The organism is Lysinibacillus sp. C5.1 (genome assembly GCF_016350185.1).
GTDB lineage: Bacteria > Bacillota > Bacilli > Bacillales_A > Planococcaceae > Lysinibacillus > Lysinibacillus sphaericus.
In genome coordinates, this window is the sequence record NZ_CP066226.1 from 620868 (window position 1) to 636416 (window position 15549).

At 36.8% G+C, this 15549-nt stretch carries 9 protein-coding genes; 6 read left to right on the forward strand and 3 right to left on the reverse strand.

What is annotated here, in order from left to right:
• Positions 1–184 precede the first annotated feature (184 nt).
• Positions 185–2083 (forward strand): N-acetylmuramoyl-L-alanine amidase, encoded by a 1899-nt coding sequence (locus I5435_RS02805; protein ID WP_337983206.1) that lies wholly within the window; start codon positions 185–187, stop codon positions 2081–2083.
• A gap of 92 nt (positions 2084–2175) precedes the next feature.
• Here I5435_RS02805 and I5435_RS02810 read toward each other — a convergent pair whose 3' ends face one another.
• Entirely contained in the window at positions 2176–4104 is a 1929-nt protein-coding gene (locus I5435_RS02810; protein WP_337983207.1) for an S-layer homology domain-containing protein, read from the reverse strand.
• Between the two features lie 274 nt (positions 4105–4378).
• Between I5435_RS02810 and I5435_RS02815 the strand changes: the two genes are divergently transcribed.
• Positions 4379–5659, forward strand: a complete 1281-nt coding sequence (locus tag I5435_RS02815; RefSeq protein WP_024362448.1) for a membrane protein — start codon at positions 4379–4381, stop codon at positions 5657–5659.
• Between the two features lie 235 nt (positions 5660–5894).
• Here I5435_RS02815 and I5435_RS02820 read toward each other — a convergent pair.
• Together I5435_RS02820 and I5435_RS02825 are read right to left on the reverse strand one after the other, a co-directional pair.
• A protein-coding gene (locus tag I5435_RS02820; protein WP_337982902.1) for an IS3 family transposase occupies positions 5895–7045 on the reverse strand; the annotation gives its coding sequence in 2 pieces (ribosomal slippage) (positions 5895–6772 and positions 6772–7045; 1152 coding nt in all).
• Between the two features lie 119 nt (positions 7046–7164).
• On the reverse strand, positions 7165–9060 hold the full coding sequence (locus tag I5435_RS02825) for an S-layer homology domain-containing protein (RefSeq protein ID WP_337983208.1): 1896 nt from the start codon (positions 9058–9060) through the stop codon (positions 7165–7167).
• Between the two features lie 235 nt (positions 9061–9295).
• On the opposite strand from I5435_RS02825, the gene I5435_RS02830 reads away from it, so the two are divergent.
• From I5435_RS02830 to murJ, 4 genes are all read left to right on the forward strand, one after another.
• Entirely contained in the window at positions 9296–11560 is a 2265-nt protein-coding gene (locus tag I5435_RS02830) for an S-layer homology domain-containing protein (protein WP_337983209.1), read from the forward strand.
• A gap of 206 nt (positions 11561–11766) precedes the next feature.
• Positions 11767–12912 (forward strand): polysaccharide pyruvyl transferase family protein, encoded by a 1146-nt coding sequence (locus I5435_RS02835; protein WP_024362451.1) that lies wholly within the window; start codon positions 11767–11769, stop codon positions 12910–12912.
• The gene (locus I5435_RS02840; protein ID WP_024362452.1) at positions 12909–14009 is read left to right on the forward strand and encodes a glycosyltransferase; all 1101 of its coding nucleotides are present in this window, start codon (positions 12909–12911) and stop codon (positions 14007–14009) included. Before I5435_RS02835 ends, I5435_RS02840 begins: the two co-directional genes overlap by 4 nt.
• On the forward strand, positions 14006–15541 hold the full coding sequence (gene murJ, locus I5435_RS02845; RefSeq protein ID WP_337983210.1) for a murein biosynthesis integral membrane protein MurJ: 1536 nt from the start codon (positions 14006–14008) through the stop codon (positions 15539–15541). The genes I5435_RS02840 and murJ overlap by 4 nt, the downstream gene beginning before the upstream one ends.
• Positions 15542–15549 lie beyond the last annotated feature (8 nt).

A 15549-nucleotide genomic window follows, 5' to 3' on the forward strand; every position in this document is an offset into this window, starting at 1 on the left:
TCTTTTAAATAACGTATAAATGGAGGAGAGTTTGCACATGCAGGCTCTCTTCTTTTTATGAATCTTTGTGAAATGAGGTGATAACAAAAAAATGTCGAATAGTTACAATCTATGATAGTTTTGCAAGTGAATTTTTGTTAAAATGAACACGAGAACACGAAACATGAAGGGAGGAAATAAGACATTGTACTTTAAAAAAATCAGTCTTATATTATGCGTCTTATTCATTTCAGCTTCTATGTTTACGATACATAGTGCAAATGCAAGTGGTGGTTTTGAAGATGTTACACCAAAGCATGAAGCTTATGAAGAGATCAATTATTTAGTTAGTTTAGGTGTTATAAAAGGGTATACAGAAAAAGGTAAAACGTATTATAAACCGAATAATACGGTAACACGTGGACAAGTTGCCAAAATGGCAGTTGTGGCTTCAGGTAATAAACCATTAACGGTTAGCAAGTCCAACTTTTCAGATGTAACGGTTGGTACAGAGCTTTCAGGTTATGTTGAACGTGCTATCCAATTAGGGTTCTTTAAAACAAACATAACTGGTCAGTTTTTACCAAACAAGCCTTTAACTCGTGATGAAATGAGTTATGTATTAACAAAAGCATTTAAATTAGATGCAAGTGAATACGAAAATATGGATTCTCCTTTTGTGGATGTAGCGATTACAAATCCTTACGTTCAATACGTCAATGCGATTTACTATAATGGTATTACAAAAGGAAGCGGCCAAAACTATAATCCAAATAGCTCGGTAACATGTGCACAATTTGCATTATTTGTTGCTCGTGCAAAAAGTGAAAAATATCGTTTAGAGCTACCTGTAAAAGGTGTAGCTGTTCCTGATACATCACAAGTAATTGGTTTAGTTCAAGTGACAACAGATGGCTTGAATATTCGTAAATCAAAAGATTCAAATTTGAGTACAAACATTGTAGGCACAGTCAATAAAGGCGGAAAACTATCAGTCTATGCAATTGAAGGAGACTGGTTAAAAGTAACGTATAAAGGTGCCTTTGCTTATATTTATAAAACGTACGCACAGTTTTTAGATGCAGATGGTAATGCATTAGGCAAAATTCAAAAAGAAGTAAAGACAACACAAGGTATTAATCTTTATGTGAAGCCAACTTCTTCTTCTAAAATCATTTCAACAGTTAATAGTAATGTTAAACTGCCTGTCTACAAGACGGTTAATGGCTACCATTTAACAATCGTAAATAGCTTGCCAGGTTATGTTGTTGCAAATAGCACAGAGGATGTAGAAGTAGAACAGCCTTCAAAACCAGATCCAACGCTTCCACCTGTAACAGGAGGAGATTTACTAGGTCGTGCAACTGTTGATAGTTTAAATGTTCGTAAAGAAGCGAACTCTACTTCAACGGTATTAGGTAAATTAAGCAAGAGCGATTATGTGCATGTCAACAGTATTAATGGCTATTGGGCTGAAATCACTTTTGATGGTCAAAAAGGTTACGTGCATAAATCGTATTTAAAACTATTAAACCAAAATGGCAATCCACTTAAAAATCGTATTATCATTCTTGACCCTGGTCACGGTGGTAAAGATCCAGGCGCTGTAGTAGGTTCCCAATCAGAAAAAGCTATTACCTTAAAAGTTGGGACACTTGTACGACAAAAGCTGGAAGCAGCTGGAGCAAAAGTGTCAATGACACGTACAGGTGATACGTACCCATCACTGCAAGATCGCGTTGACTTTACAGATGCAAACTATGGCGAAATCTTTGTTAGTATTCATGTAAACTCAGCATCTAGCACCTCTGCACAAGGTACTGAAACATATTATGCTGTGACAACAGGAGATATGTATCAAGAAGATATTGATTTAGCTACTTTTGTAAATAACCAAATTGTGAATAACTTAAACATGAAAAATCGTGGCGTGAAAGAACAACAATATTATGTTATTCGTAACATGTTAATTCCATCGATTCTAGTTGAACTAGGCTTCCTAACGAATAGTGAAGACCGAGGTAAAATGACAGATGATCAATATGTTGAGTTATTTGCTGAAGCGATTTATAAAGGAATTTATCAATACTACGCGAAACAATAATCAAAAGAGCTACATTGTTCAAAATATGAACTGTGTAGCTCTTTTTTATTTGGATTTAACTGGCAATAGTAGATTTTGATCCTAATCAAAATCTATTTCGCATTTGCGTGTAACGTACGATTAACAAATTGAGCAAAGTTTTGGCGGGATACTGTATTGTTTGGCTTAAATGTTTGATCTGCATAGCCCGTTGTTATATTTAACGCATAGAGCGCTTGAATATCTTTAAAATAGATATGAGATGTAGGAACGTCAGAAAATGATTTACTAGAATAGCCTTGTAACTTAAAACCTTTAACAAGTGCATGTGCCATAGCAGCACGCGTCATTGGTTGGTGCGCGTTGATTTTACCATCTTCTAAAGTAATAATCCCGTAACGAACGCCTGTAGCTAATACTGAATAACCATAATCGCCTGCTTTAATATCACTGGCGTTCAATGTTGCTGAACTTAAAGGTGAAATCCCTAGTGCACGTAACACCATTTCGGTAGCTTGCAAGCGTGTTAATGTGCCTTGGGGATTAAATTTGCCATTACTGCCTTTCACAACACCCAGTGCATGTAAGTTTTTAATATCATCATAAGCAGCACTTGATTTTGGTACATCTTGGAAGAAAGAGGCAGTGCCAATAGAGGCCTTATTGGAACCTTTTGTGCGTGTGAGCGTTTTAATTTCTGCAATAGTTGCAAATTTTTCGTCTGCATTTTTACGATCATCACGACCTTCAATGAAGGAAGTGCGTATCGTATACGTTCCAGCGGCTAAATTTCCAGGCATCAAGATTTGATATTTTTCCGAGTGGGTACTAATATCTTTCCGGTCTGCGTTCGATGTTGTCGCGTCTGCGGCTAGACCTGGTATGTAACGATCGTGCCCCTTTCCGACAATACGGTCGTTCGCATCAACAATTTCTACTTTTAACGTACCACGAGCAGGCACATTACCGTTGTTTTTTACTGTTACTGTAGAGTAAAAGACAAATTGACCAGATGGCGCTACATAACTTTGCACACCGTCAGAGTATAGAGAAAGATTATAGCGGCGTGGCACATATCCATCGTGATCTTCGGCAACCCAATGTAAAGCGTGCTTCATAAATACTTGAGCATCTGTGTCGCCCCGTGTGGTCGAGTAAGCAGCACCGTTTTCATTGTCTTGCCAGTCTGCTTTCACATTAATCGTCATATAATCGAAAATTTTGAAGCCGATTTGTACAACTCTTCCTTTGCCATATTCAATAGCATGAGCTGCACCAAATTCATTTTTCTTCATCGTTTGTGGCTTATCGGTATAGTTGTAATTCGAGAAATATAATATCGGTGAAGCGTAGCCACCTTGCCAAGGTTTTATAATTTCAACCCACTCTTTATCCGATTTTGTCAGACTAAGCGTGCTTTTACCGAGCTCTTTTGTGGCGTTTTGGATAATTGGGTGAACTGAATTTGCATTGCTAATGGTCGCGTTACCTAGCACAATATCGTCGATAAAGCGTGCATTGAAAACTTCTGATAAGTTATCCCATTCCATCACCCAAGAGTCGACATCATAGATTAATGGAGAAAGATCCATTTGACCAGCCTTCGGAAATTTTGCTGATTCATTACGTGCTGTTTGGAATGCAAAAATAGCACCGCCACCATTTCGAACGTATATTTTGATATTTTCGCGTTGTTGATGATTCATCATGACCGTATATGGAAAGACGATTGCATCATATTGACTTAAGTTTTCTAGGTTGTTTAAGTCCTTTTCGAAAATTTTCTCTACATGGAAGCCTTGTTGCTGATATAAAAGGTATGCTTTAAGTTCTTTGTTATATGTTGAGCTATAGTCGACCTTTGGAGATACTGTTTGTCCCTCATATGTACCACCAGGGTGTGTAGTGTTGGCATATTTTTCACTACTTTCAGAGAAAACAATGCCGATTTTTTGTGTTGTAGCTTGGGCCTTGATCGGAGATAGCATTGCAACAAGCAAACAAGCACAGACAGCGATGAAGGAAATAACATATTTCTTCAATAAATCCACATCCTTGCTTTTTATTTTTCTCAAAACTCGTATTACTAAATTTCATCATACACCTAAATATTAACTGATTCGCAGAGAATTAGGTAAAAATGAAATTTTTTAGCTTTTTTATGTAAATTCAATTCAATCCTTTCTATAAGTCTAACCGTATTTATGATATAATAACCTTTGTTTTTGTAGGGAAAACTAAAGAATATAATAGTGATGACAACTATTGATTCATGATAGAGGAGGGCAATAACATCTTTTTAGATGTATTACATGTATGAATAAACTGAAGCAAGTTTTCACAAAGGTCAATAAGATTGATACGTTTTCACCGTATTTCTTTTTACCTTTTATATTAGTGCTATATTTCTTTACGAGTCTATTTGATTTTCATCGATTTGAATTATTTAATGTTCGTGTATCCATTTTACCAGCAGTATTAGTTGCGCTTGTTTGCTATTACCTTGGTGTATATATAATCGATAGATTACAGTGGACAATCCCAACATTTGGGCTATCGTTCTTAGGAAAATATGTGATTCACTTTGTTGTGTTATTAACGTTAATCGGATTAGCTTCTTATTTAATGATGATCTTTGGCGGTGGTTTAGGAATTTCCGATGAATCCAATCGTCGTAATCTTGATCCAAAACTAAACTTCTTTAGCCAGTTATTATGGTACGGAATTTTACTATTATTATCTTACAAAATGATTTTAGAAAAGAATATGACGTGGAAGAAAGCAATAATATACGGCTCAATCTTTGCTGTTGTAATGTTCCTATTCCTATTAATGGGCTATCGTACGCCTTTAATTATTATGCTATTTACTGGAATTATTATTTTCCACTATGTTGTGAAACGTGTAAAATTAACTTGGTTCTTAACGGCATTATTTGTTATTGGTGTAGCATTCTCAATGTTCGGTTTCTTACGCGTGGTGACAGAAGATACTACGAAAGAATTTAATAATCGCGATCAACCAGATGTTGAACTGACAGAGACGGAAAAAGAAAAACTGTTAACAGTTGAGCAAAAAGTAAACTTAACGCCAAAATGGATGCGTTCATTAAATGGTGAAAGTGTAACAGGTCATATCGTTTTAAGTAAAATTATTGAGTACACACAAGAAGAGGGTTATTTAAACGGTCAAATTCATAAAGGCATCTTTAATACGATTCTTCCTGGTGAGCAAATTTCACCACGTATGAAGGTGACAGAGGTTGTTAACTCTTTAAGTGTGGAAGAAGGTAAATTTATTACACGACCTACAAGAACGACAACACCAACCTTTATTGGACAGCTATTCCTAGATGGTGGCTATGCGCTTGTGGCAATTGGTTTCTTATTGTACGGTGTGTTAATTTCATTAATCTATAATAAAGTGAAACAAGGTGGCATTCGCAGTTTCCACTCAGTAGCATACGCATTTGTCATTACATTGTTTACCGTGTCTATGCACACTGGATTACTTGATTTAATCTTTATTTTAATGTTAGGCTTCGTCGTCATTGCATCGGCAATTATTAAAACCGAGCAAAGAAAACTTAAATATTAAAAATGAAGGGCTGTCCTATTTTAGGCAGCCCTTTTGTTTTTGTAATCGCGGGTAAACGTGTGTGATTCGCGGATAAACAGCTATATTTCGCGGGTAAGTCACAAAAAATCGCGGGTAAACATGTGCATTCCGCGGGTAAGTCACACCCACACCCACACCGATGAAATCATAAAAAAAAGCGCCATCCAATTTAGCGGGACTGACCCCGATATATAAGACAATAATCAAAAAAGCATTACTCAACCAGTTGTCGGTATTGAACCGGCGACTGGTTGTTTAGTTTCGTTTGAATTCGGTTATTGTTATAATAGTTTATATAGTCTTTGACAGTTTGTTCTACGATGGCCGTCGTAGTACTGTTCAAATTGTCTAAGTAGAATGTTTCAGACTTTAACACAGAATGAAACGATTCGATTGGGGCATTATCAGCGGGCGTACCTTTACGGGACATGCTCATGGTAATGCCTTTTGCTTTTACGGCCTGTTGATAATCATACGATGTGTATACCGCCCCTTGGTCACTGTGCAACGTACACCCTTCGGGCAAATGATGAAGTTGAGCTAATGTATCCAGCACAAAATCAGTATCTTGGCAGTCTCCAATCGAATAGGCAATAATTTCACCATTATATAAATCTTGAATACTTGAAAGATACAACTGTTTTTGACCAAATGGCAAGTAAGTAATATCAGTTACGAGCTTCTGTAACGGTGCGGTGGCTTCAAAATCGCGATTTAATAAATTTGCTGCGATTGCATAAGGTTGTCCTGTTCGTTTCCGTTTTTTCACTTTCACGCGACATTGCCAACCATATTTTTGCATGATACGTTGAACCACTTTATGATTGACGCACATTTCTTGACGTAAAAGTGCTGTAATTTTTCTGTAGCCATAGCGAAATTTATTTGCTCGACAGAGTTCACCGATACGTCTCTCTATTGCTTGACGAGACCTTGCATCGGTTGATGCCTGTTTCCAACGATAGTAGGTAGATCGTGCAATCCCAAAGTGTTTACAAATGTCCTTTACAGACATCATGCTTCTTAGTGACGCAACTAACTGTACAGCTACTTCTCCAACCACTTCCTCTCCAACTCTGCGTACTTTTTTAGCACCTCAATTTGTTGCTTTAAATAACGGTTTTCCAATGCTAATTTCGTTTGTTCATTGTCCGGTTCAGGACCCTTATTAAAGATATATTGTTTGCCTACAGGTTGTTTCAAACGATTGACTTCACCATTTCTATACCAACGCACCCATGTTTCGACCTGTGTTTTATGGCGTATATTTAATTCCAATAGAATCTGTTTGACAGGTACACCTGCTAATCGCATCTTAATCGCTTTCATTTTTACTTCATAGGGATAACTCACTCTTGTTCCCATAGAAAAAACACCTCCACATTGAAATTTAAGTATCTATACCCGAATTTCAATCGAAGATGCTTTTTTTATTTGTCTATACCTATTGGGGTCAGTTCCAGCTATTGGATTGGCGCTTTTTCTTATTTCACTGTATCTATCAGCTTAATATAATCTTTACTAATGTAAGCAGAGCCTGTATGAAGCTTATCAGATAGTACTTCATGCCAGCCATTGATGTCCGTGTTAACGATGATAACTGGCATACCACTGCGCACATATGTGAAGAGTGGACTATTACTAGTTGAAGTCTCTAAACGAACATTTAAGCCCGCAGTAGTTGTTAAGCCAATTTTATATGGATTATTTGCATCTTTGAAGCCTAATGCTTTTTCAGCACGGTAGTAATGGCCAGCAATTTTTGCACCCCAAAATGGATCGGATGCATATTTTACGTTAAAGCCAAGTGCCTTAGAACCAACTACAGCACCATTTGCGTAGTTTCTACCTGGAGAACCACCTGGCGTTATATAGTTCGGTTGTAAAAACTTCTCAACAAGTTCGTTAATGTTAGCAGCGACGCTATCGAATTTTTTGTTAAGTGGGTTTGTGTCATAAACATATAAACCAAATAGGTTGTTTAAGTTTTGGGCATGGTCACTCATACCATAAGCACTTTCATGTTGCGCAAGTGCCAATATTAGCATGGCATTAATTTTTGAGTTTGCCTCAACTTCTTTTAACGTCTTTCCTAAACCAATTAACTTACTTTTTGTTGTAGCATCTTTATAAAGCGTAATACCTGTACTTTCAATCTCAGCAAGCTTATTCAAAATGTAAGCATCAATTTCTTCTGCTGTATACTGTGTTGTTGCGCGTGCAGGTAAAAATTGATAATAGTTATAAGCTTCACCTTTCGAAGAACCATTTCCATTGGTGAAATAAATGCCATTCCAGCTATAGTATTTTTCACCTTGTTTCATGAAGGCAGGTGCTTTTCCGTAAACATAGCTTGAAGAATATTTATTTGTTTTGTAATCGTATAGCGTATGTTTAATTTCACCATTTTCGACGGAGTAGTAAGAGCGTCCTTTACTTAGGGAAAAAGGAATTAACGTGACATCTGCTTGTTTTAAATAGCCAACCTGACCTGCTAATCTCACTTTTACTTGTGTGGCATCACTGCTGATATATTCCATCTCTGTATTACCTGCAACAGCGATTTGATCTTTAATCGTTTCAGAATAAAGTGCAACATAATTATTCGTGACAACATAGCCGGAGGACATTTTCACAATTTTATCTTTTTGGACAATCACTTGTGTATTTTTTGTGATTGCTTTTTCAGCAGCTTCAAAACTTGAAAAGCCTTGATTGCCAACTAGTGTACCATTTGAAATTTCCTTAATCGCATACGTTGAGACGTCGGCAGCTCCATCACCAGCTAGTAACATCAAACGTTGAATGAACGTTGCAGCTTGTCCAATTGTTGCATTTTTTTCGGGCATAAAGTAGCCATCAGAACCAATGATGATGCCTAACTGTGCACCGATTGCTACAGCAGAACGGTAGTCTTTAATAATAGAAGCATTATCCTTAAATGTAATGGATGACGTACCTTTAGGAATTTTTAAATAATCAATAGCTCTCTCCAACATAATGGCCATATGTTGTCTTGAAATGGCAGCATCAGGCTTAAATGACCCGTCTATGTAGCCAGTTATAATGCCGGCTGTAGCAGCAAGCTGAATATCGGTTGCATACACATATGTATCAGGTACATCGGTAAATACCATACCGTTATTCCCTTCAAGCTTCATGACCTTTGCTAAATACGAAGCAAATTCTCCGCGTGTAACATTGTCATTAGGGCGGAAACTGCCATTAGCATCCGTTACTATAGCATTTTTTGAAATTAAATAACGAAGACCCTTTTCGTGTGCATGCCCTGAAAGTTCATCGGCAGATGCTAGTTGGGGTTGCCAAAAGAGCAAGCTAACTATTGTCATAATCAATGCAATGATTGATAGTTTTTTCATATTTTTTAACCTCCTAAACTTTAACATCATTTTACCAAAGTTAAAGAGTTGAGATAAGGTTAAATATGCGTATTATCATAAAATGCGTCAATATAAACAGTTTTTTTACCAATTATATGAAACTGGAAAATAGCTTAAATGTTCCATAGCTATTTTGGCATATTTTTGATAATCTTATAGAAGAAAAACATAGAAGGGAAGGTGAGGGCTCTACATTTCATGAGGAGCGCGAAAAATGAAAAGAATAGCAAAAATTTTACTGATTTTAGTTGTAATGATGTCGATTGTTGTTAGTCCGCTAAATGCCTATGCATTTCAAACAGTAAAGAAGGATTACCCACTTTCAAAAGGTGTGCAGTATAACCAATATACATACAGCAATACCTATACAAACTCTATTAATCACTTAACGATTAATGTTGGTGATGCAACGACAGAAGTACAATTAGGAATGCCCGCAGCAGTCAATGGAAAAGAATCGACAGTAGCAAATGCGAATCGTCATTCTCGTGAGGGAAATCGAGTAGTTGGTGCTATTAATGCAAGTTTTTATAATATGTCTGAAGGCTATCCATTATTTTTACTAGCTAAAAATAATGTTATTTTAAATGGTGGTGCAGTTTCAAACGGTTCCGACCAATATATGAACGTTCCAACGGCTTTTGGTATGAATTCGGATGGTCGTGGGGTCATTGATTATTTTGATTTTGACGTCACACTAGCCCATAATGGCACGAAATATGAAATGTCAGGCTTAAATCGTATTCGTAATATAAATGAAGCGATTGTTTACACACCACAGTTTTATAGTAAAACAACAGATACAAATGAATTCGGATTTGAAATGGTAGTAGACACAGGTTCACCGATTACAGAAAATACATTTGGTCAAACGTTAACTGGTAAAGTCACACAAATTAAGCCTTACGGTTCGAAAGATAAATTAACGATTCCATCTACTGGCTTCGTTGTATCTTTACAGGGTGGCGATTGGCACAAAAAGTTAAGCCATGTAGCGGTTGGCGATGAAATGAGTGTTAACTTTTCAATTGACCAACTTTGGCAAAATGCACAATTTATCTTAGCTAGCGGTCCTTATCTAGTAAAGGATGGCAAACCTTATATTATGATGAGCACAACAAGTTCACGTGCAAAAGAAGTTGCGCCACGTACAGTAGTGGCTACAAGTAATAATGGACAAACTATACATTTCATTACAGTAGACGGACGTCAAAGCCATAGTAAGGGCATGAATATGGTGCAACTTGCTAATTATTTAGTGGCACTTGGGGTTGATAGAGCCCTTAATTTAGATGGCGGTGGTTCAACAACGATGGGAATTCGAAACTACGGCAGTAATAATGTTGTTTTAGCGAATTTACCTTCTAATTCAGGGAATACACAACGTCTTGTATCTGCCACACTACAAGCGGTAAGTACGGCGCCAAATGGCAAGGCGAAACACATTAAATTTACGAATAGTACAAACTATGCAACATTGTTAGTAGGTGCTTCATCGAGTGTCGCAGTACAATACGTTTTAGATGATAACTTTACGACACTACCACTAGATGGTCATGTAACGTTAGCTTCTCAAAACCAAACATTACAGATTAATGGTTTAAACTATACAGCAACGCAAGCTGGTGAGGAACGCATTTACATCGGCTATGATGGCGCCGCGGTACAATCATTCCAAGTCAAAGTAGTAGATGCTCCTACAACAATGGCTGTTACGCCAAGCTCTAAAACAGTTGGAGCAGGTGAATCTGTGAAATTTACTATCGACGCAAAAGATGATGCAGGTAAGCCGATTGTTTATGATCCATCTCAAGTGAAATGGTCCGTAGAAGGCAATATTGGTACCATTACAAGCGATGGTAAGTTTACCGCACAAAATGCTGGTACAACAGGTAAGGTCATTGCAACTTTAGGTACGAAGAGTCAAGTTGCTACGGTTACTGTAGCGAAGCCAGCGCTATTTAAAGATATTCCAAATAATTACGTATACTTTAAAGAGATTGAATATTTAACGTCTCAAAATATTATTACGGGACAGGCTGATGGAACATTTAGACCGAATGACAAACTGACACGTGCACATGCAGCTGTCATTATTAGCCGTGCACTAGGTTTAAATACAAAAAATGTGAAAAATCCAAACTTCAAAGATATACCGGCAAATCACATTTACTTTAAAGAAATTGCTGCCGTTGTAGAAGCAGGCATTATGAGTGGCCGCGAAAACAATACTTTTGACCCGAATGCAACATTAACACGAGCACAAATGGCGAAAATTGTTGCAATCGCATATCAATTAAATGGAACAAGTGGTATTGCCTTTAAGGATGTTCCAAAAGATCATTGGGCGTATACATTTGTACAACAACTAGCTGCTAACAAAATTACGACAGGCTATGATGGTAACATTTTTAAACCAAATGAAGCGATTAGTCGAGCACATTTCGGTTTGTTCCTTTATAGAGCAATTCATAAGTAAAAGTTAGCAATAGATGACTAGCAGAAGCAAAAATAAAGTAGTACTTTTTTGCTGTTTTATAGGATTTAGTATTGTCATAAGGTGCTAGAAAAGGGGGGAATCTCGTTGAAATTCGGGGCTCCCCTTTTTTTTACTATTTTTAAAAAGAACGAATAAGTGCAATTGTGGTATAATCTCTGTATTAAAAAGTAAAAGGATGTTTTTTAATGAAAATAGGCATTGTGGGGAATTACGGCAATGATAATAATGGTGATGAATCAATATTATACGGCATTCTTCAACAAGTAAAACAAACATTTTCGGTAACGAGTGACGACATTACCGTTTTTAGTAATAACACACAACAAACATCCGCGCGTTATGGGGTACATAGCTATCCATTGTATTATAAAAAGGGCAACTTATATAAAACGTTTATCCATACGTATAAAAATAACAAACAATATGTAGCAAACTTTGACCTCCTCATTATTGGTGGTGGTGGTATTTTAATGGATTTTTATAAGCGTGAGGCCCATCTTTATGGAACATATGCAATGATGGCAAAACAAAATAATATTCCCTACATTATTTACGGATGTGGTGCAGGACCACTAGATACATTTTCAGGAAAAATTAGTATCCGTGTTATGTGTCGTTATGCAGCAAATATCTCTGTGCGTGATCCTCAGTCTAAAAAACTTTTACACAGTATTGGGGTCAAAAAACCGATAGAAGTCATTGGTGACCCTGCATTTACGTTAAAAGGGGATCGCAAAGATTACGCGGAAAAGCCAATAAAAATTGGTGTTTCAGCTGTTCCGTACTATAATGCAAACTATTGGCCAGAAGGAAATGTAGCAAAATACGATGCATATGTAACAGGTATGGCGAAAAATTTAGATCAAGTCATTTCTGAGCAAAACGTTCACATTACATTTTTTGCAACGAAGTTTCCGCAAGATGTTACTGTGACAAAAGATATTCAGAAAAAAATGCAACATCATGCTCATACAGAAATAATTGAGGAAAATCTTGTGCCTGAACGTTTACTTGAAGTGACAGGCGAGCAAGATATTATAATTGGTACGCGTTTACACTCACTAATATTGGCGACCAATTCAGAGACTCCCATTATTGCTGTATCCTATCATACAAAGGTGCAAGATTTTATGTCCTTTGTCGGCGCATCAGATCGATGTTTACAGATGCAGGATATAGAAGATGATGAGAAAGCTCTTTCTAAATTAGTTGGCAAACTAAGTAGCAATTGGGAACAGTCAATTGCAGAGACGAAACAAATTGCTACACATATTCATAAAGAGGCCATGTATGGTCAGGAATTAATGAAAAAGGCAGTGACACGTCTATGAAAAAAATACTCGTCATTAGTAATATGTATCCTTCATCTGATCATTTATCATTCGGTATTTTTGTAAAAAACCAAGTGACAGCACTTGAAAAAGCTGGACTAGACGTTGAAATAGCAGTGAATACAAACCCAGCTACAGGCAAGAAAAACACAATTGTCAAATATGCTAAATGGGGATTTTCTACATTAATGAAGGGTTTGAAATATCGAAAATCAATCGATGTAACACATGCACACTATGTGTTTCCTTCAGGGATGTTATCGTTACTTTTAAAGAAAATGTTTGGTATACCGTACATTGTTACTGCTCATGGTGGGGACATTGAACGTATGGCAAAGAAAAATGCGAGAATTCGCAATTGGACAGCGAGCATTTTACGTGAAAGTGACCATGTTATTGCAGTAGGTCCCGTGTTAGCAAAACAAATCGAGCAAGACTTTGATATAGCACCCGACAAAATCTCTGTTGTTAGCATGGGTGTCAATCGTCATGTATTTTCAAAGGGGAGCCAGGCTGAAGTACGTCAACAATTGCAATTAGCGAAAGAACCATTTATTTTTCTTTTTGTAGGCAATGTCATTAAGCAAAAAGGCGTTGAGGAACTTTTGCAGGCATTCCAAATGTTAAAAACAAAAGTGGAGCGACCTATCGAGCTGAAAATTATAGGATCTAGAAGAGATGAAAGTTTTTTCCAATCCTTGCAACCATTCTTCAGTGAAGACGTCAAATTTATAGACCCACTAAAACAACAAGAACTTGTAAAGTGGTTCCAGGCAAGTGATGTCTTTGTGTTACCATCACATTTAGAAGGTTTTGGTCTTGTAGCATTAGAGGCACTAGCAACAGATACGCCTGTCATCGCTTCTAAAGTAGGTGGGCTTGTATCGCTACTTGGTGAAGGGGCAGGGCATTTAGTGGAGCCTGGGAACGCTATGGCTTTATCTGAGGAGATGCTGCGTGCAGTGAACACGCCGAAAGATCAATATATGAATCGTGAAGCGGTTAATGAAATATTAGCTATTCACGATGAAAAAAATATTACAGCTAGATGTATAGACATTTATAAGTCGGCCATTAAAGGTAGGGATGACTTATGAATAAATTTATTAAAATTGTAGGGGCAGTAGCGATTATTAATATCGTTGCCCGTGTTTTCGGCTTTTTACGTGAGGTTATTATCGGTATCCAATATGGGGTATCCCATACTGCGGATAGTATTTTCACAGCATACACCATTCCCAATTTTTTATATTTAGTAGTAGGTGGTGCTTTTACAACAGCCGTTATCTCAATTTATAATCGGGAAACAACAGACCGAGCATTATTTGTAAAACAATCCTTTACGGTTGTATTGTTGACTGTGTCTATTATGACGATTATTTTATTAGCATTTACAAATCCAATTATGGATATGTTTAACCAAGGCAAAAATAAGGAAGATTATAGTCAAAGTGATTTAGACTTATTGAAAAACTTGTACTTTTGGATGATGCCTTCATCTATCTTACTTGTTTTATCTTCTTGGTATAGTGGTTTACTGAATGTCAATGAAAAATTCCACTTATCGAGCTTTGCCATTTTAATTTACAACGCGATTTTCTTAGTCATTGCCGTTGGGTTATCTCAAATTGAAAGTATTAAAGCACTTGGATACGGTATAAGTGCTTTAGCTAGTGCGGCGATTATGTTGTATTTCTTAATAATTGGTTATCGCAAATTAGATTCCCATAAAGTCGGGTTTTCATTTGAACATAATATCTCCTCCAAGCAGCTTTGGATTATGGTTTTACCAATTATGCTTGGAGGAGCGACAATTCAATTATATGCTTTGTTACAGCGTGTTTTTGCTGGCATGCTTTCTGAAGGGGCTGTCGCAGCTGTGAACTATTCTTCCAAGCTAATGCAATTCCCGCAAGCGATTTTAATTACAGCTGTGACAACAGTAATTTATCCAATTTTGAGTCAAAAAGAAGCCAACAATGACCTTGTGTCAATCAAGAGCCTTTATTCTAAAGGGCTACACTATCTACTATTGCTACTTGTACCAGTAACAATATATTCTTATTTTTACTCAGAAAACTTGATACAGGTGGTCTTCCAGTATGGTAATTTCAATGCAAAATCGACAGTGCTTACTGCAGCTGTTTTAGCAATATTCGTGTTGTCCATGTATTTTTTAGCGGCAAATACGTATATTACGCGTTTCTATTATGCAAAGGGCGACTCCATGGCGCCAGTTATTTTTAGTTTAATCAATGTATTTGGTGTCAATATAGCCGTAATTATGTTGATGGTAGAAAATTACGGCGCCGAAGCAATCGCTTGGGGTACATTAATTAGTGCCATTACAAACTTTATTATGTTAGTTGGCTATGCAATAGTGAAGTACGACTTGAAAATGGGCATCTTTAGCAAAGAGTTACAATTTTTTAGAGCGGTGCCACCAATGATTGTCATTGCGGTAGTTATGTATTACTCCAGCCACTATTTAGTATTTGAATATAAGTGGTTAACGTTTATTGTAGGTCTCATCATCTTTATAGCCGTCTTTGTAGGTTCCTACTTAGTATTTGGCATCAAAGAAGTAAAAGAATTTAGCGATAAGTTAAAACGGAAGTTTTTAAAATAATTTTAGAA